The sequence below is a fragment of the Lactococcus sp. S-13 genome, assembly GCF_004210295.1.
Lineage (GTDB): Bacteria > Bacillota > Bacilli > Lactobacillales > Streptococcaceae > Lactococcus.
The window spans coordinates 1863544-1884641 of record NZ_SDAK01000001.1 but is presented as its reverse complement, the minus strand read 5'-3'; the positions used below and the strand labels follow the sequence as shown (position 1 = coordinate 1884641).

Below are 21098 nucleotides of genomic sequence, written 5' to 3'. Positions count from 1 at the left end.
AAAAAAAACGACCTTACGGTCGTTTTAATTTACAAAGATTATTTTTCAGTCAAAGCTGCAAGTCCTGGAAGTACTTTACCTTCGAGGAGTTCCATTGAAGCTCCACCACCAGTTGAAATCCATGAGAATTTTTCTGCATAGCCAAGGTTGATTGCTGCTGCTGCTGAGTCACCACCACCGATGATTGATTTAACACCTGGTTGTTTAACGATAGCTTCCATCAATCCAACAGTACCTGCTTGGAAGTCTGGGTTTTCAAATACACCAACTGGGCCATTCCAAACAACTGTTTTAGCACCTTCAAGTTGTGTGTTGTAGTCAGCGATTGTTTTGCTTGCTACGTCAAGTCCCATGAAGCCTGCAGGAATATTTTGGTCAGCAGTTTCTTTAACTTCTGTGTAACCAGCAAAGGCGTTAGCCACTTTGTGGTCTACTGGCAAGATGAGTTTGCCTGCTGCTTTTTCAAGCAATTCTTTGGCAAGATCAAGTTTGTCGTTTTCAACAAGTGAAGTTCCGATTTCGTAACCTTGGGCTTTCAAGAATGTGTAAGCCATTCCCCCACCGATGATAACTTTATCAGCTTTTGAAAGAAGATTTTCGATAACACCGATTTTATCTGAAACTTTTGAACCACCAAGGATGGCTACGAATGGACGTTCTGGAGCTTCAACTGCTTCTTGGATGTAAGCAATTTCGTTTTCAAGAAGGAATCCTGCAACAGCTTTTTCAACGTTTGCTGAGATACCAACGTTTGAAGCGTGAGCGCGGTGAGCTGTACCAAATGCGTCGTTTACGAAGATGCCATCACCAAGTGAAGCCCAGTATTGACCGAGTTCTGAATCGTTTTTAGATTCTTTTTTACCGTCGATGTCTTCGAAACGAGTGTTTTCAACGAGCAAGATTTCACCGTCTTTGAGTTCGCTGATTGCTGCTTCAAGTTCAGCTCCACGAGTAGCTCCTGGGAAAACAACGTCTTGACCAAGTTTTTCAGAGAGTGCTTTTGCAACTGGTGCAAGTGATTTACCAGCTTTGTCAGCTTCTTCTTTTACACGTCCAAGGTGAGAGAAGAGGATTGCACGTCCGCCTTGTTCAAGGATGTATTTGATTGTTGGAAGCGCAGCAGTGATACGGTTATCGTTTGTGATTACGCCATCTTTAATTGGAACATTAAAGTCTACACGTACGAGGACTTTTTTGCCTTTAAGTTCAACGTCTTTTACAGTCAATTTTGCCATTTGGAAAAATTCTCCTTAAGTTTTTGATGATATTGAAAAAGCGCTATGCTTATCCAATTCAATTTGATAGGTTAATTATATCACAAATTCAGCTTTTTTGGTTTTGAGAATTTTAATTTTTAGCCTGTAAAGGCTTACCTTTCAAAGATTTTTCTTTGTTCTGGTTTTTAATCGACAATATATTTTTCAATTCCATAAGCTACGCCATCTTCATCATTCTTTTTCGTGATTAACTTGGCAAGTTTTTTGATTTTATTTGAGGCGTTTTCCATGGCGATGGGGCAGCCAACTGCTTGTAGCATTGACAAGTCATTTTCATTATCACCGAAAGCTGCAAGTTCTTCTTTTTTTAAGTGATTGATTTTAGCGATTGTTTTGATGGCGAAGGCTTTTTGAGCTTTCTTACTTGTGATTTCAAGATAGGATTCCCACGTTTTTTGGATAATGATGTCAGGCAAGTGTAGGGCTTCCAGAGTTAATTTCGTTTGTTCTAGTTGTTCTTCGTCAGGGAAAATCAATAGGATTTTAAAAATTTTTGTTGCGCTCTTTTTTTCTAATTGTTTCGTGAAATTAACAATTTTTGGTTGTTGGGGGGTGAATCTCATCTCTTCTTTAATGGGTTCATCAAGCTGTTCAACATACCAGTTTTCTCGTGTATAGAAGCTGAGGCTGAGTTTTGGATAATTTTTTTTGATGATTTGAACTAAATGCTTGACTGTGGAGCGTGCGAGGGTGTTTTCAGCGATGGTGTGTGTTTTATCAAAAATCAATCCACCATTGAAGGCTATTTGGGGGCTTGTGAGGTCTAATTGTTCAATAAATTCTTCCATTGCTTGGGGTGTCCTTGCTGAAACTAGCGTGAAAGGAATTTGACAATTTTTGATTATTTTTTGGCTCTGCTCAGAAATTTTTCCTTCTGTGTTCAACAGAGTGCCGTCTAAATCTGAAAAGATGTATTTGATTTTTGTCATTTGAACCTCCCTCTTTTTCTATTGTAGCAAAAATGTTTAGTAATTCTTGTGGTTTTTAGATATAAAAAAATCACTGACGAATGGTCAGTGATTAAAAATTCTAATTAGTATTTTTTACGTTTACGTGCTGCTTCTGATTTACGTTTACGTTTTACAGAAGGTTTTTCGTAATGTTCGCGTTTGCGGAGTTCTTGAAGAGTTCCAGCTTTTGTTACTGAACGTTTGAAACGGCGGAGTGCGTCGTCAAGCGATTCGTTTTTACGTACAAGTGTTTTTGACATTTAATTTCACCCCATTTCCAGTGCTAGATTTCGTGGTCTTTCACACGACATTTCTAGTATAGCAGATTAGGTAGTCTTTGTCAAATCACTTCGCGCTGGCTTTTGAGTCGTTCTTTATGAATTTTGATTTTCTTTTCCAGATAGGCCATGGAGGTTTCGAGTTCGTAGAGTTCTTTTTTCATTTCACTTTTGCGGTCTTTCAAGACTTCAATGATCATTTCGTGGTTGTCTGTGTTGGCAAATATTTCTTTGATTTGGGCTAAGCTCAAACCTGCTCGGCGATAGTGACGAATGGCATAGAGGCGTGTTTCACTGTCGATATCAAAATTACGTATTCCCGTTTTGGTGCGGGGAATGCTGAGAAGGCCTTCTTTTTCATAAAAGCGGATATTGTAGGATGAAATTCCTGTTTTATTGGCAATTGTAGCGATTGTGGTCATTTTTTCCCCTTGATTGTTAAAAAGATTATCTTTAATTTTTTTACTTGACTTAGAGTTACTCTAACTTGTTATAATCATATCATGCTCCTTTTGAGCTGTCAATTTTTTAAGATTAGAAAGATAGAAAATGAATAAAATAGAAGAAAAACGCTCGATAAGGGCTTTTATGTTGTCCAACGTGATGGCTGGGCTGGAAGGGTCTATCGTGGCAACTGCTTTACCGGCTATGATGGCTGAGTTGCATGGGATCAAGCTCATGAGTTGGGTGGTGACGATTTATATGTTGTTGATGGCTGTTTCGGCGCCGATTTGGACGAAATTAGCTGAACGCTTTGGTTATAAAAAAATGTTTGTGCTTGGAACGCTGCTTTTCACTTTGGGTTCTTTGGGTGAAGGTTTGGCGCTCAATATGACTTTAGTGATTGTCGCACGGGCTTTGATGGGACTTGGTGCAGGGGTGATGATTCAATTGCCTTTTGTGATTTATGGATTGATGTATCAAGCAAATGAACGGCGAAAGATTATTGGTAACACGGTCGCGGCTTATTCGTTTTCGACGATTGCGGGGCCGATTGTTGGTGGATTGATTGTGACTTTTCTGGACTGGCGCTGGGTTTTCTTTATCAATATTCCCATCGGGCTTTATATGGCTTGGGTAGTTGGACGAAATTTTGATTTGAAAACGACGCATACGAAAAAAGCAATTGATTTTGTCGGATCTGCGACTTTGTCTGTTGCGGTGATTGCCATGATGCTCGTTTTTCAAATGATTGGAAATGAGCATATCAATTTGCTTGCGATTTTTATTTTGTTGTTCTTGAGTTTTTTGTTTTTTACGGGCTTTTATTTTGCTGAAAAACGGGCGGCTGATCCGATTGTTCCGCTTGAATTGTTTAAAAACCCTTCTTTTAATGCTAAAAATGCGATGTTTTTCCTTCAATATGGCTTCTTTGGCTTTTATACGAATTATTTGCCTACTTGGGCGCAAGGGGTCATGGGTGCAACGGCACTGGTGGGAGGAATGGTATTGATTCCTTCGGCGATTATGCTTGTGGTTGGGACGCGTAATGTGAATGTTTTGGTTCAAAAATTTGGCGAAAAAGTGACGATTTATCTGGGGTTTGGTCTGATGATTTTTGGAGCCTTCTTCCTTTTTGCTTTGCCTGAACATAGTTCGATTGTCTTACTTTTTGTTGCGACAGGAATTTTGGGGACGGCTTTTGGAATTGTCAACATCACTTTACAGGTCGCTGTTCAAGAGGCTGTGGCGCAACATTTGATTGGTGCGGCAACGGCGGTTAATGCGCTATTACGGACGATGGGAACGACGCTGGTCTTATCTGGTTTGTCAATTGCGCTCAATCGGACGTTTACTGGGGCTGTAGCGCATGATTCGCGGCTGACGAATAATTTGTTGAACAAAATTTCTGATGCGTCAGCGCTTCGATTGATTCCTCACAATTTGATTGCGCCGCTTCGCCATACTTTGTTTAATGGGATGCATTTGTTGGCGATGATTGCTGGTTTACTTTTACTTTTGGCGCTAGTGGTCAATTGGTTGGATCCTTGGAAAAAGGCGTCGCGTTAAATGGGCTAGAAAAAATACTGACGGATTTTACGTCAGTATTTTTTCTTGTATTTTTTTCGTTGAGAATGGCGTCAGTGATTTGGGCGGAACTTTTTTGCTGACGTCAGTCAATTTTATCGAATAAATGTGGAGTTATGGGCAAGCTGATTGATTTTTTCGGCTTGGTCAAAGGTCAAAATTTTGTTTTCAAGCAACATATTGTATTCTTTGGGCAGGCTGGTATTTTGCAAAATTGGGCCGTCAGTGTTAATTGTAAAGGGGACTTGGTGTTCAAGAAGGGTGCTATAATTTTTTTGCATTTCTTCGAGATTTTTGACGGACTTAGTCTTGAGATTGGAAGTCGGGCAAGTTTCCAAAACAATCTGATGCTCAGCAAGGTAAGCCATCAGCTGTTCGTCATGCACGCTGGCAATGCCATGGCCAATGCGGTTAGGCTTGAGTTTGGTGACGACTTCCCACATTTCAGAGGCGTCGGTCGCTTCGCCTGTGTGAATGGTCAAGCCCAAGCCTTCGGCATGGATGCGTTGTGACAAATCAACCAGATCATCAAAGGCAAACCTAGGGTCAATGGGCCCCGCAAGGTCAAGTCCAATGACGCCACGATTGGCGTATTTGATGGCTTTATCGACGATGATTTTATTGACTTCGGGGCTAAATCGGCGATCCATTGACAAAATAAGTCCTGTTTTTAAGACGGGGAATTTTAAGCTCGCCCGCTCCAAGCCCTGAAGGGTGTAAACGATGATATGGTCAAGGTCAATTTTCCCTTTTCGGGAGCGCAAAAGGGGATTCATCCGAATTTCCACGAGGTCAATCTGGTCGTGTTGGTAGAGTTTGGTGGGCACTTGTTCAGCGAGCCGAAACATTGACTCAGGCGTGGACTGAATTTCCTCGAGAATGTCGTACATTTTCAAATATTCATCGTAGCCAATATTGCCATCAATGACGACAGATTTGGCAAATTCAAAATAGTCCCGATTGGGCAGTTTCATGCCCTGCTCATGTGCCAAGTCCCAGAGAATTTCTGGCGTGACAGAGCTTGAGATGTGCATATGTAAATCTGCTAGTTTTCCAAGTTCGATTGCTGTTTTTGTTTTCATAATTGACAAACGCCCCTTCGAAATTTTATTTTGTTATGATGATGTCAGCATTTTTGACCAGAGAATTTACTGACGCATTTGCGATAGAGAGAGAAATTGCTGACGAAAAGTTATTTGCTCCAATCAATTGGCGTCTGGCCTGTTTTGACGAGAAAATCATTGGCTTTAGAAAAAGGTTGAGAGCCAAAAAAGCCCCGATTTGCCGAGAGTGGAGAAGGGTGTGCGGCTTCCAAAATCAAATGTTTTTCGCCGTCGATCAATTTTGCTTTTTTGCGAGCAAAGCCGCCCCATAAAATGAAAACTTTGGGTCTGTCGTCATCCGATGCAATCTTAATCAATTCGTCAGTCAAGGGCTCCCAGATTTTACCTGCATGAGCGTTTGAAGCAAATTCTGGCACAGTCAAAACGGCGTTGAGCAAAAGTACGCCCTGCTCCGCCCAGTTGGTCAAATCACTATCTGTCTTTGAAAATCCTTCCGCCGCCAGCTCTTTTTGAATATTAACGATGGAATCAGGTCGATTCACCTTGAAACTAGCAGGATAGGAGAAGGCCAAACCCTGCGCTTTTCCCGGCTGTGGATAGGGGTCTTGTCCGACAATCACGACCTTTGTCTGTGCAAGTGCCGTCAGCTCAATCGCTTTGAAAATCTGATTTTCTGGTGGATAAATGGTGCCTTCTCGATAAGTATCATTGATAAATTCCACCATTTTGGGAAAATATTCCTCAGGTAATCTGTGCCGCAAAGGGGCTGACCAATCTGTTTTTTTCATTTTATGCTTCCTTTTCCACAAAAATTCGCAAAACTGTTTTTAAATTTTCAGTTTTTGTTCTTCTAAAATCACTCATATAAATTTCACGATGATGAAATGTTTTATGCACAGGTTTCAACTTGTTGAGCTGGGCAAATTCAAACAGTTTTGAAAAAGTTGCTGCTTCATTATCAAAAGAGCCAATGTGCAAGGTTTGTAGGCAAAGTCCATCAGTGATTTCGCCAAATTGAAGAGCTGACACATCCAATTTTTTCTTAGCAAAAACGAGTTGTTTGGCTTTTTCCACAACGTCAACCGTCACAAAATCGGGCATTCGAATCATCAGCCGCCAAATAAAATCCTCTTTGATGATTTCGCCATTTTCAGGCACATTTTTGCTCGTCCACAAGCCCTCAAGCGGGGGCACGACAAAAGGCTCGAAGTCATCAATCGTAAAATCTTCATTCCGATAAGACATGGAAATCGTAAAGGCCACAGGATACAAAAGCGCCAGTGCTTCCTGAAAAGCCGCACCAGTTGGCGCTCCTTCACCGTCCACCATGATAAAATTCATTTTGGGGATATCCACCAAAGTGATTTTTTTAGGAAAATAATAGTCTTTTTCTAGTTTTTTAACATCCAATTTCTCACTTTTCATAGCTTTATTATAACAAAAGTGAACATTTCCGCAAATTTTACCCAAAATGGCTGACGCTTCTTGCTGAAGGAACTTTTGGTGAGGATAAAAAAATACTGACAGTTTCGTCAGTATTTTTTACTTTAAAATTAAAGATTGGCAACGTTGTGATAAACTTTTTGCACATCATCATCATCTTCGAGGGCGTCAACAAGTCCTGCAAAAATTTCCAAATCTTCGTCTGAAAGTTCTACTTCAGATTGAGGAATCAACTCCAGTTCAGTTGTTGAAAACTCAGTGATACCAGCATCTTTGAGCGCAGCAATCCCTTTGTGCAAATCAGTTGGCTCAGTGTAAACGATGATATTTCCTTCTTCTGCAGTCACATCACGAACATCGATTTCAGCATCCAACAAAATTTCAAAAATCGCATCGGCATCATCGCCAGCAAAAACAATCACCCCTGTGTTATCAAACATATAGCTAACTGATCCAGCCGCACCGATATTTCCACCATTTTTGTGGAAAGTTGTGCGGACATTAGCAATTGTCCGGTTAACATTTGAAGTCAATGTTTCAGCAACAATCATTGAGCCGTTTGGCCCGAAGCCTTCGTAGCGTCCTTGAACAAAAGTTTCTTCACCGCCACCTTTTGCTTTTTCGACCGCTTTGTCAATGACGTGTTTTGGCACTTGCGCTTGTTTTGCACGTTCAATAACGAATTTTAATGCTGAATTTGATTCTGGATCTGGCTCACCCTGTTTAGCGGCAGCATAAATTTCCACACCAAATTTGGCATAGACTTTAGAAGTTGCCCCGTCTTTAGCAGTTTTTTTGGCAACAATATTGGCCCATTTACGTCCCATTGGAATAATCTCCTTGAAATATTATCTAAATTATTGGCAGGCTAGTGACCTGCATGATTTTTTCTATCATATTATATCACAAAAGTCGCGCTCTTGCGTACTTTTTTGTAGCTGCTTAAGGCAAAATAATTGGTTTACGTCCGTAATTTTGTTCCTTGGTCGCTGGATTGCCCAGTTGATAAATTTGATCTGCTTTTTGCGTCAGCACGTCCCACGGATTTTGACCAATCTTGCTCACTATTTTTCCTTTATTTTGCGCCAAAATCTCTTGACCTGCTTTGGTAAAACCAAGAACATGAATGGTTTTGGGCTTTTCAAATTCACGAGGAATGGCAAGGAGCACATAGGTCAGCAAGCGCCGCACTCGGGCTTTTGTATAGCGTTTGGTATAAATCAGATTGACCAATTCGTCAAAGTTTTGCGCTGTTTGAGCAGCTGCTTTTATCCGCACAGAAAGTTCCTGATTGATTTGGAAAATATCCTCCAACGAATTGACCAAAATTTGATAACGCAAAAGCGGGAAAAAATCGTCCCAACCACTTTTAGGCTGTTCATAAAGCGCCCAAATTGCTGACGGAATGTGTTTTTTTAGCGCAGACAAATCCGTCAGTGATTTCTCTGTATTCGTCAGTAAAAAAAGTTGCTGACGCAAAGCCGTCGCACTCGCAAATTCGTCATCCAAGCTCGGAGAATGAAAATGCCCCTGACGTTTCACCGTTTCTAGCTCAATTTTCTTACCTGCCGCTGCCTTAGCGTAAGCTAGCGCCAAGACGTGATTAGGTGTATTTCCATCAAAAGAAAGCTTGGTAAATTCTTGCCACATCAGCTGCGTTTTTTCAGGATAGGACAGGGCATCTGGCAAATTTTTAACAAAACTTTCCATTTCGGCGGCCTTTTGCTCATAAATTTGCGCAATTTCATTGTAATTCAGGTCAGATTCTGAGCCAAAAATAAGCCGGTCAATCCCCAAGTTATCAAGAATTTCCACCGCTCCTGTTGCAAAAAAATCCGCAGACTGCACAGAGACAGTCACTGGCAATTCCACCACCAGATCTGCTCCAGCACGGAGCGCCATTTCAGCACGCGTCCATTTATCAAAAATCGCCGGTTCGCCTCGCTGCATCCAATTTCCGGACATAGCGACCACTTTCAAACCTTTGGCTTGCGCCAACAAATACTCATGTCCCTTATGGAAAGGGTTAAATTCTGCGATAATTCCTGTGATTTCGGTCATTTTTCACCTCTAAAAAAATCTGTCACCAGTGACAGAAATATTTTTTAGTTTACTGATAAAATTGTCAGCAATTTGGCAATTTTTTTATCCGTCAATTCTCTTTTTTCTTAAAAATTTGAACCCACAGATCCGTCAGTAAATGTTTTATTTTTTACATACAAAAAACCAACGACTACTCTGTTCATCAGGCGCTTCGTCAGTAAAATCGGCACAGACCACTGCTTCTTTAAAACCAGCCGTCGCCAGATGCGCCAGATAATCATCAATCGGATAAGTCCGTTCCTCATGAACCTCATCTTTACGTGTAAAGCGCCCATCATCACCTTGAATGAAAAAGCTCAGCTCATGCACAATCGAGTGTGGCACATCCCCTTCAAAAGAATCCCATAGAAAAGCAAAATCTTCCGCATTCTCATGATAAGAATAATTCGGGAAAACTTCATCCACCTGATAAGTCGAATGCACATCAAAAATAAAAGTTCCACCATCATTCAATAAGTCAAAAACCCCATCAAAGGTCGCTTGCACTTCCGCCAGATTTTCCAAATAACACAGCGAATCCGAATAGCAAGTCACCGCATCAAACTTACCCAACCCCGAAAGGGCGCGCATATCCCCAGCTGTAAAATCCAACTGAAAACCTGCTTGACGTGCTTTCTGGCTGGCCAAAGTCAACATTTCCTCAGAAATATCAAGCCCCGTGACCGCATAACCTTCCTGTGCCAAACGCACCGACAAGGCACCCGAGCCACAAGCTAATTCAAAAATAGATTGCGTTTCTTTTGGCAAATGACGCTTTGTAAAAGCTAACCATTTTTCATACAATTCTTGATCCATGACTTGATCATAAACACGCGAAAAATCTTCGTAAAAAGCCATTTTCTCGTCTCTCCTTGCCTAAGCCTTAGCGCTTTTGATGAGTTTATTCAGAGATAAACGCCGAAACGTCCACCAATGGCGCATCTGACCACAATTTTTCCAAATTGTAATGCGCACGTTCATCATGCGTAAACACACTGACCACGATATCACCAAGGTCAATCAAAACCCAGCCAGATTTCACATCGCCCTCGATATGGCCCGCTGCTTTTGCCCCAGCAAGTTCAGCTTGATCCGCAATATTATCTGCGATTGCATCCAATTGACGCGTATTCATCGCTTCCATAATCACAAAATAATCCGCTACAAAAGTCACATCAGCCATATCCAAGGCCACAATATCAAGTGCTTTTTTGTCATCTGCTGCTTTCACAACAACTTCAAGTAATTTTTTTGAATCCAAATTTTATCTCTCTTTTTCTATATTTCAATATTTCTGCTAAGCTTTCGCCAAATGGCGACCTCTCATTTTACCATAAAAAAGCCTACAAGCCAAAATTTGCCCGCTCAGCTCCTCTTTTTCACAAAAACTTCAAAAAACGCTTTTGTGAATGATTGCTCTCGTAGCCTTGATGTTCATAAAATAAATGCGCACCCTGCCGTTGCGAACCTGAGTTCAACCGAATCGCACGAATCTTCCGCTCTTTAGCCTTTTCTTCCAACGCAGTGAGCAATTGAGCGCCAATTCCTTGTCCTTGCATTGTTTCGTCCACAACTAGTCCAAGAACATTAAACATCACTTCCTCAGAATAAACCGCCTCATAAGTTTCCGCCTCAATGAAGCCCACAACCTGCTGACCATTATCAAAAACTAAGAACTCATGTTGTGGATTTTCCAAAACACGCGCAATATTTCGCTCAACAACCGCTTGACTCACAAGATAACCGAGCACCTCAGAAAGATGCGCAATAGCCTGAGCATCAGCTATTTTTACTTTTCTAATCATCAAAGTTCTCCCCTCACTCACTACAAGGTCAGCCAAAAACAAGCAAGTTTTTATCCCAAAAAACTAGAAGCATAACTTTCTCTCACTTCAAATAACCAATAAACGCATTGTAAGCCTCAAAAGTCTGAGGATAAATGGTCAAGCGGCGCTCCGCCAAATAATCCACCAAGCGCATGGTTTCAAAAGCCACCGCTTGATTCAAATCTTGTGCTGCCACTGCCCGCGCCTCAATCACACCAGGAAAAGCACGCCCTTCCTCGATGTAATCCGCAACGTACAACACCTTAGCCAAGCCCGACATTTCAGAGTCACCCACCGTGTGAATCTCAATCGCACGCAAAATTTCTTCATCTTCGAGTCCGAAATCTTCACGCATTTTATAAATCCCGACTTTTCCATGCCAAATATTATTATCCCAATTTTTCAGGTCAGCATCCAAGTCATACTTATCAATCAAAGCCAGAAAAGTTTCATCATCCACTTCTTTACAATAATCATGCAAAAGTCCAGCAAGACTTGCCTTATGCGGGTCAACTCCATATTTTTTAGCAAGAGAAATGGCCGCTTTTTCCACGCCCAACAAATGCTCAAAACGCGAAGTTTTCACAGCCCCCGCCAATTTTTCAAGCAAAGCTTCCCGTGACAAATTAACCTCAGGATAAAAATCAAACATACAAGCCCTCTTTCAAAATATAATCTAAAACTTTTGGTGCCAGTAAGAAATTTGGCTTAACGCCACGGTGCAATTGCTCTCGAATCAAACTTCCCGAGACATCCATCACCGGAACATCCACCCACATGATTGGATAAGAAGTCCCAGCTCGATACCGCAATCTTCGGACACCTACAAACTGCATCATTGTCAGCAATTCATCAATATGTTCCCATTGCGACAAGCCGGAAATCATATCTCCACCAACAATAAAATAGAAATCACACTCTGGATTTTCCTCACGCAATTCTAGCACCGTCTGATAAATTCCTGCACCATTTTTGGCTTTTAAACGACAAGCATCAACTTCTAAGCCCGGATGCCCTTCAAGCGCCGCGGTCAACATGGCAGCCACATGACCATCTGTATTATGCTCCGGTAAAAAAACTACCTTTTCCAGATGAAGCTGCTGACGCACCTGATCAGCAATTGTCAAATGTCCAATATGTACAGGATTAAAATTCCCCCAAAAAAGCCCGATTGCACGTCGTTTCTCATCTTCTTCAGTTTGTAATTCGACCTTTGTAAAAGGCGTCAAAAGCTCTATTGCCATTCTCTCACCTACAATGATTTAATATCTGCTTTGTTTTGTCACTCATTCTTTAAGACGACTTCGCTACGAAGTGTAAATTATTTCACCAAGTTTTTAACTTCAGTTGAAATTTTACGATTTTCCTTACGGTTTGAAACTTTAAAGACAATGATATTTCGTCCAATGATTTGCACCACATCAAGACCCATTTCTTCAATTGCTTCTGCCACATCAGTCGTTGTTTCATCTGAGTTTTGCAAAATATTAACTTTAATCAACTCTCGTGCATCACAAGCTGAGCGGATACTTGTCAAAATTTCATTAGACAAACCACTTTTTCCAATCTGAACAATTGGTTTAATATTAACCGCCAAAGCGCGCAAGTAGCGTTTCTGTTTTCCATTCATTTCCATAAGTTCTTCCTTTTTTCTATTCTATAATTTTTTAATAAGATGATTTTGATTTTCATCATCACCAATTTTCACAAATCCTTTAGCTGAGTAAAATTTTTCAGCTTCAAGGTAATGCTCAGGAAATCGAGTGTGAAGCTCCGTAATTCCCTGCTTTTTTGCATATTCTTCAACGGTTTGTAAGAGTTGCGAACCAATTTTACACCCTTTATATTCAGGTTTGATAAAGAAGCGTTTGAGAAAAAGCCCGTGATCTGAGATGCGATGTTCACCAAGCATCCCCACTACACGATTGTCACCAGAAATTGCTAACCAAAATTCATCACCACACTCAAAATAATTGCTTTGAATATCCAATAAATCTTCTCGCAAATGCGGCTTTCCAAGTGCTTCTTTAGCTAACAAGTAGCAAAGAAACATATCTTCGCGATATTCATCCGTATACCTTATGATTTGATAAGTTGGCTTTGATAAAAGTTGCTCACTCCAATGATTACCATACTTATCGTCATTCAAACGTTCTTTGGCAATGAACCACTCGCTCAAATTCATCTCGTATAAATTCGCAAGACAAGTCGTGTAGTAAAGCACATCGCAAATCTCTTCTTGTACTGAACCTTTCAGTTCTACTGTTGAATTTGCAATTTGCTTTTTCCGCATGGCTTGAGCCAGCTCACCCATTTCTTCAGCTAATTTTAGAAAATAATCTTTCTTTAAATCTGGTTGAAAATCTTTTGATTTTAGATAACTTTGCAATTCGTCAAGTCTTAAATTTTTCGTTTGAAAAACCTCTCAAACGCTGAATAATATTACCAAATCTTATTTTACCATAAGCTGAGCTTGCATGGCGCTTCTTTTATTTAATCCGTTGGTAATTTCCATGCCAACTCAGGGGCAATCAATCCTGTAATCTGATAAGCTCGCTCTCCTTCGGTTACGGATTGAACCAGAGCAAATTTACGGATTTCAGGCAGTTGATAGGCTTTTTCATAGGGCAATTCTAGCTCAAAATGTTCAAAAAGTTCATGCAATTTTTCTAAAATTGCCGTTTTCAACCACTGAACGCCCGCTTCTGATTTAATCGAAAGCTGAACTGCTGGTGCCAAAGTTGGAATAAATTCACCGTCAACTTTATCCATTTTATTGTAAACATTCAGCACAGGGATTGCTGCCAATTGTAAATCTTCCATGATTTTCAGCACTGTTTGCTCATGGATTTCGTGGTGGGGATTGCTTGCGTCCACCACATGAATCAACAAATCCACATTTGCTGACTCTTCCAAAGTCGACTTGAAGGCTTTGATTAGCTCGGTTGGTAACTTTTGGATAAAGCCGACAGTATCGGTCAACGAAACGGTGAAATCTTCAACCAATTTGACGGCTTTTGTCGTCGCGTCAAGCGTAGCAAAAAGTTCATCTTGCTCATATTGCTCCTTGTCCAAGCCAACCAAAGCATTCATAATACTGGATTTTCCAGCATTGGTATAACCAATCAAACCAATCCGAAAAATTCCCGAATTAGCACGTTTTTGGCGAATGGTTTCTCGCGTTTTTTCTACCTTTTTGAGCGCTTTTTCAATATTTTCAATCCGCGTCCGAATGTAACGACGGTCTGTTTCCAGCTTCGTTTCACCTGGCCCTTTAGAACCAATTCCCCCACCTTGACGGCTGAGCATGATGCCTTGCCCCGCCAAACGAGGCAAAAGATAGTTAAGCTGAGCTTGTTCCACTTGGAGCATCCCTTCGTGGGAGCGCGCACGCATGGCGAAAATATCCAAAATTAGCTGCATTCGGTCAATGACTTTGACGCCCAAAGCTGCTTCCAGATTCACATTTTGGCGTGGAGTCAAGCGCTCATTGAAAATGACCGTATCAATCTCGCCCACTTCAATTGCCCAACGCAGCTGTTCTAACTTTCCCGAACCAATCATTGTACGAGATTCTGGGCGTTCACGCTTTTGGGTAAATTGATCAATGACCAAACCGCCAGCTGTCTTAGTCAGCTCAGCTAGCTCGACCATTGAAGATTCAAAAGACTGGTAATTCTCGGCTGTTTCCACTCCGGCAAGGAGTATTCTTTCTTGTTTTTCTTCTAAATTTATCAAATTTTTTGTAAATTTTCCTTTAACTTTAAAATATCAATTTCATGAGGCAATACGTTTTGATTGTCCCAAAATCTGTCATTTTTATAACGTGGAATGACATGAACGTGGCAATGCGTCCCTTTGTCCATGATGGAGCCATTATTTTCAGCAATGGTCACCCCGTCAACCTCCAGCGTTTCAGAGATTTTGCTGACGCATTTTTGCTCTAGCTTTATCAAATCAAATAAAATTTCGTCAGACATTTCTCTAATATCCATGATATGTGTCTTTGACATAATCAATAAATGTCCTGCTTGCACAGGATTGATTTCAAAAACAACTTTGAAATATGACGTTTCCAGTAAAATTTCTTCTGCTTTGATTTGCTGACAAAAGTTGCAATTATTCATACGTCACTATCCTTTTTACTGACGTATTTGTGTCCAGCTCTGGCAAGGCGTCAGCAAAAAATCTTGGAAAAGCTTTGTATTTTGCGTATTCCGTAAGCGGAATCCATTTCAAAAATTCCTTGCTGCCATCCGCACCAAAACTTTTGGATTCAAGCCTTGACAAATCGGTCAGTGGTTTCAGCAGAAAATAAAAGCTCAGCTCATGACAATTTACATCATTTAAGAAATCAGCCTCTTGACCTGTAAAAAAATTTTCATGAATAAAGGCTAATCGCTCAATTTCACAGCGCAGCCCTGCTTCTTCAAAAACTTCGCGTAAACAGGCCTGCTCGGCTGTTTCGCCAAATTGCACCGCACCACCAAGCGAGTAAAAATAATCATTATGATCGTTACCGACCATCAACACAGCGCCATCATTGATGATAATTCCAGCCGCTCGATAGCGAAACCACTGATGATTACGTTCAAATCCAATATTTTGATTCAGCTCTTTCATTTTGAAACCTCCTGACAGATTGACTAACTTCTCTCCCTCAAAAATTCCATCAACTTTTCATTTGTTCCTTCTTTCAAAATAAAGGCAATCAGCGCTTCCTTTTGAAAAATGGGACGAACGAACGCCGCAGGTAAAGCCTCTAAAATAGCAATCATATCTGTTTGAGCCAACGCTTTTATTGATTTCAACATGGTCGCATCCGCCCTTTTCCGCTCAGCTGCTGCCTTGGGATAGCCCGTGTTGAGAGGTTCTTCAAACAATTTCTCAAGAGTAAACCTCAAATTCAACTCACCTGCCCAACCAAAATTCAAACCCAACGGTAATGAAGCACAGTTCCCTTGATTGATTCGTCCAAAAAGATAGGCATCGCTAGGTGTCGGCAAATAGCCAGAAATAACATTGGGCAGTGCATTAGCTGCACTATTCATCCCATTGCCTGACGAACAACCTGTTACTACAAAGTCAACCGCACCTGAATTAAGCAAAAGCCCAACACAAAGCGCAATTTGGACATAAGAAAATTTTTCTTCATTTTCAAAGACACCAAAGTTAACCACCTCAGCAGGCAAATGTGCTGTCGCTCGCCTTGTTTCATCAAACAAAAGTTGATTACGAGCCACTTGGGTGCTGGCTTGAATCACTGCAATTTTCATTGAGCATAACCCCACTTTCCAACCACAATTTTAAAATTTAAACGTTCCTTGTGCTTGATTGAAAAGTGAGGCTGTTGACTATCCCAAATGAGGACATCCTTTCCCAGCCAAAGCCGCAGATAGAAAGACGCTACTTTGAACTTTGCAACCTTTCCTTTCACTCGAAATTCACTGCCATCAGGACGTTCAACTTCCACACTTCTCCCTAAACCACAGGGATTATGATCAAAATCTAAACCAAATTCCACAAAAATTTTGTCCATTTTTACTTCACTTGCCCCACAAGAAACACTTCGTTTTTATCCAATCAAGGCCTTACGTATCACAACTTCCACACCTTCTGGCACCCAAGCTGCAACGATTGCTTTTTGCGGCACGCGCACCCAGCCAAGTCCAGAAAAGACGATATCGGATTTGTCCATTACTTTAAATTCACGACGAACCAGTTTAGCATTAACTAAAGCAGGGGCAAGCAATTCACCCTTGTGTTTTTCGTAAAATTCAGTTGCTCCGGCAAGTTTCGTGCGATGCACATTGATTTCATTGTCAAAATAACCCGTCATCCCTTGACGCTCGCCAGAGATAAAGTCAAAACGTGCCAAACCACCAAAGAACAAGGTTTGTTCAGGATTGAGCTGATAAGTTTTGGGTTTAATTTCTTTACGTGGCGACACATATTTCAAATCTTCAGGCTCAAGATAATGCGCCATTTGTCCACGGTGAATAATCCCCGGTGTGTCAATCAAAGCTGAATCTTCATCCAATGGAATTTCAATCTTATCCAGCGTTGTTCCAGGGAAACGCGATGTTGTAATGACATCCTCAGAGCCAGATGCTGACTTGATGATGGCGTTAATCAAAGTAGATTTACCAACATTGGTCACACCAACCACATAAACATCACGCCCCTGACGATAATACTCAATTGCTTCCATCAACTCAGCAACATCAGCCTTATTTTTCGCTGAAGTCACCAAAATATCTTTGGGTTTCAAGCCACGAGAAGCCGCTTGTTCTTTCAACCAAGCCGTCATTTTCCCGACTTTTAAAGATTTTGGCAAGACATCACGTTTGTTGGCGACCATGAGCAAGTCGTTGCCCCCAGTCAGTTTATGCAAGTTTGGAATCAAAGAGCCATTAAAATCAAAAATATCAACCACATTGACAATCAAAGCATTGTGCTGACCAATTTCCTTCAACAAGCGCAAAAAATCAGCATCCGTCAGACTTGTCGGTGCAATTTCATTATAATGACGCAGGCGGAAACAGCGTTGACAATACAAGTCCTCGTCATTCTCCATTTTTTTCTTCAAAGCGCCCGCAGGCAAAAAGCCGATCTCGTCTTTATTCTCCGTTTGGATTTCTGCACCACAACCAATGCAGTACAATTTTTCCATCATATTTTCATTTTCATACATAGGCCTATTATACCACATTTCGTCAGCGTTTTTTCTCTCATTTTGACAGAGAATTTACTGACGAAATTTCAAAATAATTTACGTCAGCATTTTCTCTACAAAAAAAGTGAATTGATGGCTGTCAATTCACTTTTAAAATTCAAAATGACTAGAAAAAATTTACGTCAGCATTTTCTCTCGTAAATTTTATTGTACAGAGTAGTTTGGTGCTTCTTTTGTGATTTGCACATCATGCGGATGTGATTCTTTCAAGCCTGCACCAGACATTTCGATAAATTGTGCTGACTCATGCAAAGCAATGATATCAGCCGCGCCAGTGTAACCCATCCCCGCTTTCAAGCCACCAAGCATTTGAAAGACGATATCTGTCGCTGTTCCTTTGTAAGCCACACGTCCTTCGATTCCTTCTGGCACAAGTTTATTTGCTTCATTGACAGAACCTTGGAAATAACGGTCTTTAGAGCCATGTTTCATTGCTGCAAGACTTCCCATTCCACGGTAAGTTTTAAACTTACGTCCTTGGAAAATTTCAAATTCACCAGGCGATTCATCCGTACCCGCAAGCATTGATCCAAGCATTACCGCATCCCCACCAGCAGCAAGTGCCTTCACGATATCACCAGAATATTTAATCCCGCCATCAGCAATGATTGTTTTGCCCAATTCACGTGCCACATTTGCCGCATCATAAATCGCTGTGATTTGTGGAACACCAACACCCGCAACGACACGAGTCGTACAGATTGAGCCAGGACCAATCCCAACTTTCACCACATCAACGCCCGCTTCAAACAAAGCACGCGCACCTTCACCCGTCGCAATGTTTCCTGCAATCAAAGTACGATCAGGGAAATGATCACGGATTTCACGAATCTTGCGCAAAACACCCGCTGAATGTCCATGTGCCGTATCAATAACAATTGCATCTGCTCCTGCATTAAACAAAGCTTCCGCACGTTCAAATGTATCCGAAGACACACCCACAGCACCAGCTACCAAGAGACGCCCTTGATCATCTTTCGCCGCATTTGGAAACTCAATCACACGTTCAATATCTTTGATTGTAATCAAACCAGCCAATTTACCAGCTTCATCCACCAAAGGCAATTTTTCAATCTTATGCTCTTGCAAGATACGTGCCGCTGTATCCAAAGTCGTCCCCACAGGGGCCGTAATCAGATTTTCAGACGTCATCAAACTCTTGATTAGTTGATCATAATCCGTCACAAAACGCAAATCACGGTTTGTCAAAATCCCAACCAACTTGCGATTTTCCAAACTATCAACGATTGGCACACCAGAAATCCGATAAGTCGCCATCAAATTTTCAGCTTCTTCGATTTTATGCTCAGGCGTTAAGAAAAACGGATCCGTAATAACCCCAGACTCCGAGCGCTTCACTTTGTGAACTTCCTCAGCCTGTTGTTCAATTGACATATTTTTGTGAACCACACCAAGTCCACCTTGACGCGCCATAGCAATCGCCATTTTTGACTCAGTCACAGTGTCCATCGCTGCCGAGATAATCGGAACATTCAACGTCAAATTTTTGGCCAATTTCGTTTGTAGCTTCACCTCATTAGGCAACACATGAGATTCCGCTGGAATCAGCAACACATCATCAAAAGTAAATCCTTTTTTCAAAAACTTAGTTTCCCAGTTTGACATCGAAAATATTCCTCCATTATCGTAGCCCACCTAAGCAGACCAGTATTTCTATGGCTAGCGCCAATTTTTTATTTTTATCATTCTACCACTATTTGACAAGCATTGCAATAGTAAAAAATTTAATTCAATAAAAATATAAAACTCATTCGAGCAATACCATATCTCTTCACACCCCCTACCAATCTATGTTAAAATAAGATATAATCAATTATGCAGTGATTTTTATAAACAACACTGTTCAAATACGAATTAATCATGTTAGAGCATCGTCTCAAATCCATGGTCTTAACCCCCAAAGTGTAAAAGTTTAGAAAGTAATAAGGTATGAAACTAAAAAAACGCTTCCTCCTCCCCGTCCTCTTAGTCGCAGGTCTAATTGCATCGCCAGCCTTCGCAGAAGAAATCGTCTCAAATGGAAATTATCCAATGGGTTACTTCATTCAGCAGCAAGAATTAGCTCAACTCGCCCAAGAAAATCTTCCTGCGCCCGAGAAACAAATTGCGCCCGAAAGCTCCCCTTCAACTTCTGAAAGTGACGAGACAGCCGAGACGGCCACCCCAATGACGAGATATACCTCCTCAGCAATCAAAGTTCAGCCACTTTCACACATTGTCCCAATGCTTAACCCGAATGAAGCTGCTCTTCCAAGAAGAGATGCCGTTGATATCGCAAGCTATCAATCTTGGATGACACAAGCTGACTTTAATGCCCTTAAATCTGCCGGAGTCAAAACAATCGTTGTTAAACTTACCGAAGGGACATGGTACACTAACCCTTACGCTAAGTCTCATATGCAAATGGCCAGAAATGCCGGACTGAATGTTGCTACCTACCACTTTGTTGAAGACCCGACTCGTATCCAAAACGAAGCGGCTTACTATGCTCAAGTTGCTCAATCTCTTGGTGTTTCAAAAAATACCGTCATGATTGAAGACGCCGAATACCCCTCTTCAGCTTATAATTGGACAGCAGCTTCTCAAGTATTTGCAAACACAATGAAAGCCGCAGGCTACCATAATATTCGCTACTATACCTCTCAATCTTGGGTTAAGTCAGGAGTAATGAATGCTTCGGTCCTAGGTGCTAAAAATTTATGGGTTGCTCAATACCCTGCAGGAACTCCAAGCTCTAACCCAAGCAATTCTTATAACAACGGTTGGAAAGATTCCAACACCACCAACTCTGTTTACGGAGCATGGCAATACACTAGTCAAATGTACTTCCAAGGCACAGCAAGTCTTCGAAGCCATGGCGTAGATACCAGTGTTGATTACAATAACATCTTTGCCCCTGTGGAAAGCTCATCCCCGTCTGGTTATAAAAATATTTACCGTCTTTACAACACGAGAAATATGGAACATCTTTACACCCAAGATGCTAACGAAAAAAACCAACTTCCTAATATTTCTAAAGACTGGAAATACGAAGGGATTGCTTGGTATTCTCCAAACTCATCAAACGCACCCGTCTATCGCGTTTACAATCCAAAATCTGGCGAACACCTCTATACCAGAGACTCAAATGAGATAAACGTACTCAGTAGCAAATACGGTTAGAAAAAAGAAGGAACCGCATTTTATTCTGGTGGGAATACACCAGTCTATCGCCTTTTCAATGCCGCAGCCGGTGTAGGATCTCACTTTGTCACAACAAGCCTTACAGAGAAAAACAGCCTTGCTTCACGTGGCTGGAAATATGAAGGTGTTGCTTGGTATGCGAGATAAATCATTTTAAGCAACCCTTAGCTAAGCTTATTGCTTAGTTTTTTTATTCCCTTTAACTTCATT

The 21098-nt window shown here is 41.2% G+C and carries 25 protein-coding genes and 1 pseudogene; 3 read left to right on the top strand and 23 right to left on the bottom strand.

Translation table 11 applies throughout. From position 1 onward, the window contains the following. Positions 1–38: 38 nt before the first annotated feature. The 4 genes from EQJ87_RS09435 to EQJ87_RS09420 form a co-directional block, all read right to left on the bottom strand. The gene (locus EQJ87_RS09435) at positions 39–1235 is read right to left on the bottom strand and encodes a phosphoglycerate kinase (protein WP_130124347.1); all 1197 of its coding nucleotides are present in this window, start codon (positions 1233–1235) and stop codon (positions 39–41) included. Positions 1236–1402: 167 nt separating this feature from the next. Then, entirely contained in the window at positions 1403–2206 is an 804-nt protein-coding gene (locus tag EQJ87_RS09430) for an HAD family hydrolase (protein WP_130124346.1), read from the bottom strand. Positions 2207–2310: 104 nt separating this feature from the next. Further along, entirely contained in the window at positions 2311–2487 is a 177-nt protein-coding gene (rpsU, locus tag EQJ87_RS09425; RefSeq protein ID WP_003129844.1) for a 30S ribosomal protein S21, read from the bottom strand. Between the two features lie 80 nt (positions 2488–2567). Next, positions 2568–2927: a MerR family transcriptional regulator gene (locus EQJ87_RS09420; RefSeq protein WP_130124345.1), complete on the bottom strand. Its 360-nt coding sequence runs from the start codon at positions 2925–2927 to the stop codon at positions 2568–2570. Positions 2928–3054: 127 nt separating this feature from the next. On the opposite strand from EQJ87_RS09420, the gene EQJ87_RS09415 reads away from it, so the two are divergent. Next, on the top strand, positions 3055–4515 hold the full coding sequence (locus EQJ87_RS09415; protein ID WP_130124344.1) for an MDR family MFS transporter: 1461 nt from the start codon (positions 3055–3057) through the stop codon (positions 4513–4515). 113 nt (positions 4516–4628) lie between these two features. Here the strand turns inward: EQJ87_RS09415 and EQJ87_RS09410 are convergent, their stop codons facing one another. The 19 genes from EQJ87_RS09410 to guaB all read right to left on the bottom strand — a co-directional run bounded on the left by EQJ87_RS09410 (position 4629) and on the right by guaB (position 19310). Continuing rightward, the gene (locus EQJ87_RS09410; RefSeq protein WP_130124343.1) at positions 4629–5615 is read right to left on the bottom strand and encodes an amidohydrolase family protein; all 987 of its coding nucleotides are present in this window, start codon (positions 5613–5615) and stop codon (positions 4629–4631) included. Between the two features lie 110 nt (positions 5616–5725). Further along, a complete protein-coding gene (locus tag EQJ87_RS09405; RefSeq protein ID WP_130124342.1) occupies positions 5726–6385 on the bottom strand; it encodes a uracil-DNA glycosylase in 660 nt (219 codons plus the stop codon). A 1-nt stretch (position 6386) separates the two neighbouring features. Continuing rightward, positions 6387–7022 carry a GyrI-like domain-containing protein gene (locus EQJ87_RS09400; protein WP_130124341.1) on the bottom strand — a complete coding sequence of 212 codons (636 nt, stop codon included), beginning with the start codon at positions 7020–7022 and terminating at the stop codon, positions 6387–6389. A 128-nt stretch (positions 7023–7150) separates the two neighbouring features. Continuing rightward, positions 7151–7867 carry a YebC/PmpR family DNA-binding transcriptional regulator gene (locus EQJ87_RS09395; protein ID WP_130124340.1) on the bottom strand — a complete coding sequence of 239 codons (717 nt, stop codon included), beginning with the start codon at positions 7865–7867 and terminating at the stop codon, positions 7151–7153. Between the two features lie 115 nt (positions 7868–7982). Then, positions 7983–9101: a nucleotidyltransferase gene (locus tag EQJ87_RS09390; protein WP_130124339.1), complete on the bottom strand. Its 1119-nt coding sequence runs from the start codon at positions 9099–9101 to the stop codon at positions 7983–7985. A 144-nt stretch (positions 9102–9245) separates the two neighbouring features. Then, positions 9246–9980: a class I SAM-dependent DNA methyltransferase gene (locus tag EQJ87_RS09385; protein WP_130124338.1), complete on the bottom strand. Its 735-nt coding sequence runs from the start codon at positions 9978–9980 to the stop codon at positions 9246–9248. Positions 9981–10023: 43 nt separating this feature from the next. Next, positions 10024–10383: a ribosome silencing factor gene (gene rsfS / locus EQJ87_RS09380; protein WP_130124337.1), complete on the bottom strand. Its 360-nt coding sequence runs from the start codon at positions 10381–10383 to the stop codon at positions 10024–10026. Between the two features lie 118 nt (positions 10384–10501). Further along, positions 10502–10927, bottom strand: a complete 426-nt coding sequence (locus tag EQJ87_RS09375) for a GNAT family N-acetyltransferase (protein WP_130124336.1) — start codon at positions 10925–10927, stop codon at positions 10502–10504. A gap of 82 nt (positions 10928–11009) precedes the next feature. Further along, positions 11010–11600: a bis(5'-nucleosyl)-tetraphosphatase (symmetrical) YqeK gene (gene yqeK, locus EQJ87_RS09370; RefSeq protein WP_130124335.1), complete on the bottom strand. Its 591-nt coding sequence runs from the start codon at positions 11598–11600 to the stop codon at positions 11010–11012. Further along, entirely contained in the window at positions 11593–12192 is a 600-nt protein-coding gene (locus tag EQJ87_RS09365; protein ID WP_130124334.1) for a nicotinate-nicotinamide nucleotide adenylyltransferase, read from the bottom strand. The genes yqeK and EQJ87_RS09365 overlap by 8 nt, the downstream gene beginning before the upstream one ends. Positions 12193–12269: 77 nt before the next feature. Beyond that, the gene (gene yhbY, locus EQJ87_RS09360; RefSeq protein ID WP_130124333.1) at positions 12270–12584 is read right to left on the bottom strand and encodes a ribosome assembly RNA-binding protein YhbY; all 315 of its coding nucleotides are present in this window, start codon (positions 12582–12584) and stop codon (positions 12270–12272) included. A 21-nt stretch (positions 12585–12605) separates the two neighbouring features. Then, on the bottom strand, positions 12606–13337 hold the full coding sequence (locus EQJ87_RS11575; protein ID WP_190289069.1) for a GNAT family N-acetyltransferase: 732 nt from the start codon (positions 13335–13337) through the stop codon (positions 12606–12608). 104 nt (positions 13338–13441) lie between these two features. Further along, a complete protein-coding gene (gene hflX / locus EQJ87_RS09350) occupies positions 13442–14686 on the bottom strand; it encodes a GTPase HflX (protein WP_130124332.1) in 1245 nt (414 codons plus the stop codon). Next, complete coding sequence (locus EQJ87_RS09345; protein WP_130124331.1) at positions 14683–15075, bottom strand: HIT family protein; 393 nt, start codon at positions 15073–15075, stop codon at positions 14683–14685. Before EQJ87_RS09345 ends, hflX begins: the two co-directional genes overlap by 4 nt. Beyond that, on the bottom strand, positions 15068–15571 hold the full coding sequence (locus EQJ87_RS09340; RefSeq protein ID WP_130124330.1) for an NUDIX hydrolase: 504 nt from the start codon (positions 15569–15571) through the stop codon (positions 15068–15070). Before EQJ87_RS09340 ends, EQJ87_RS09345 begins: the two co-directional genes overlap by 8 nt. 23 nt (positions 15572–15594) lie before the next feature. After that, a complete protein-coding gene (locus EQJ87_RS09335; protein WP_130124329.1) occupies positions 15595–16224 on the bottom strand; it encodes an RpiB/LacA/LacB family sugar-phosphate isomerase in 630 nt (209 codons plus the stop codon). After that, the gene (locus tag EQJ87_RS09330) at positions 16221–16487 is read right to left on the bottom strand and encodes a DUF3977 family protein (protein WP_130124328.1); all 267 of its coding nucleotides are present in this window, start codon (positions 16485–16487) and stop codon (positions 16221–16223) included. The genes EQJ87_RS09335 and EQJ87_RS09330 overlap by 4 nt, the downstream gene beginning before the upstream one ends. Positions 16488–16523: 36 nt before the next feature. Then, a complete protein-coding gene (gene yqeH / locus EQJ87_RS09325) occupies positions 16524–17621 on the bottom strand; it encodes a ribosome biogenesis GTPase YqeH (protein ID WP_190289088.1) in 1098 nt (365 codons plus the stop codon). Positions 17622–17828: 207 nt separating this feature from the next. Then, positions 17829–19310: an IMP dehydrogenase gene (gene guaB / locus EQJ87_RS09320; RefSeq protein ID WP_130124327.1), complete on the bottom strand. Its 1482-nt coding sequence runs from the start codon at positions 19308–19310 to the stop codon at positions 17829–17831. A 324-nt stretch (positions 19311–19634) separates the two neighbouring features. Here guaB and EQJ87_RS09315 point away from each other — a divergent pair, with 324 nt between their 5' ends. Both EQJ87_RS09315 and EQJ87_RS11845 read left to right on the top strand, forming a co-directional pair. Next, positions 19635–20867, top strand: a complete 1233-nt coding sequence (locus EQJ87_RS09315) for a GH25 family lysozyme (protein ID WP_255411627.1) — start codon at positions 19635–19637, stop codon at positions 20865–20867. A 12-nt stretch (positions 20868–20879) separates the two neighbouring features. Beyond that, positions 20880–21035, top strand: a pseudogene (locus EQJ87_RS11845) (GH25 family lysozyme); the annotation flags it as partial. Positions 21036–21098 lie beyond the last annotated feature (63 nt).

Coding starts and splice junctions, on each gene's coding strand:
- EQJ87_RS09365 (WP_130124334.1), bottom strand. CDS start 12,192: ATGGCAATAGAGCTTTTGACGCCTTTTACAAAGGTCGAATTACAAACT.
- EQJ87_RS09410 (WP_130124343.1), bottom strand. CDS start 5,615: ATGAAAACAAAAACAGCAATCGAACTTGGAAAACTAGCAGATTTACAT.
- EQJ87_RS09415 (WP_130124344.1), top strand. CDS start 3,055: ATGAATAAAATAGAAGAAAAACGCTCGATAAGGGCTTTTATGTTGTCC.
- guaB (WP_130124327.1), bottom strand. CDS start 19,310: ATGTCAAACTGGGAAACTAAGTTTTTGAAAAAAGGATTTACTTTTGAT.
- EQJ87_RS09340 (WP_130124330.1), bottom strand. CDS start 15,571: ATGAAAGAGCTGAATCAAAATATTGGATTTGAACGTAATCATCAGTGG.
- EQJ87_RS09345 (WP_130124331.1), bottom strand. CDS start 15,075: ATGAATAATTGCAACTTTTGTCAGCAAATCAAAGCAGAAGAAATTTTA.
- yqeK (WP_130124335.1), bottom strand. CDS start 11,600: ATGTTTGATTTTTATCCTGAGGTTAATTTGTCACGGGAAGCTTTGCTT.
- EQJ87_RS09390 (WP_130124339.1), bottom strand. CDS start 9,101: ATGACCGAAATCACAGGAATTATCGCAGAATTTAACCCTTTCCATAAG.
- EQJ87_RS09375 (WP_130124336.1), bottom strand. CDS start 10,927: ATGATTAGAAAAGTAAAAATAGCTGATGCTCAGGCTATTGCGCATCTT.
- EQJ87_RS09405 (WP_130124342.1), bottom strand. CDS start 6,385: ATGAAAAAAACAGATTGGTCAGCCCCTTTGCGGCACAGATTACCTGAG.
- EQJ87_RS09335 (WP_130124329.1), bottom strand. CDS start 16,224: ATGAAAATTGCAGTGATTCAAGCCAGCACCCAAGTGGCTCGTAATCAA.
- EQJ87_RS09430 (WP_130124346.1), bottom strand. CDS start 2,206: ATGACAAAAATCAAATACATCTTTTCAGATTTAGACGGCACTCTGTTG.
- EQJ87_RS09435 (WP_130124347.1), bottom strand. CDS start 1,235: ATGGCAAAATTGACTGTAAAAGACGTTGAACTTAAAGGCAAAAAAGTC.
- EQJ87_RS09400 (WP_130124341.1), bottom strand. CDS start 7,022: ATGAAAAGTGAGAAATTGGATGTTAAAAAACTAGAAAAAGACTATTAT.
- yqeH (WP_190289088.1), bottom strand. CDS start 17,621: ATGGAAAAATTGTACTGCATTGGTTGTGGTGCAGAAATCCAAACGGAG.
- EQJ87_RS09395 (WP_130124340.1), bottom strand. CDS start 7,867: ATGGGACGTAAATGGGCCAATATTGTTGCCAAAAAAACTGCTAAAGAC.
- rpsU (WP_003129844.1), bottom strand. CDS start 2,487: ATGTCAAAAACACTTGTACGTAAAAACGAATCGCTTGACGACGCACTC.
- EQJ87_RS09420 (WP_130124345.1), bottom strand. CDS start 2,927: ATGACCACAATCGCTACAATTGCCAATAAAACAGGAATTTCATCCTAC.
- EQJ87_RS09385 (WP_130124338.1), bottom strand. CDS start 9,980: ATGGCTTTTTACGAAGATTTTTCGCGTGTTTATGATCAAGTCATGGAT.
- EQJ87_RS09315 (WP_255411627.1), top strand. CDS start 19,635: ATGAAACTAAAAAAACGCTTCCTCCTCCCCGTCCTCTTAGTCGCAGGT.
- yhbY (WP_130124333.1), bottom strand. CDS start 12,584: ATGGAAATGAATGGAAAACAGAAACGCTACTTGCGCGCTTTGGCGGTT.
- EQJ87_RS09330 (WP_130124328.1), bottom strand. CDS start 16,487: ATGGACAAAATTTTTGTGGAATTTGGTTTAGATTTTGATCATAATCCC.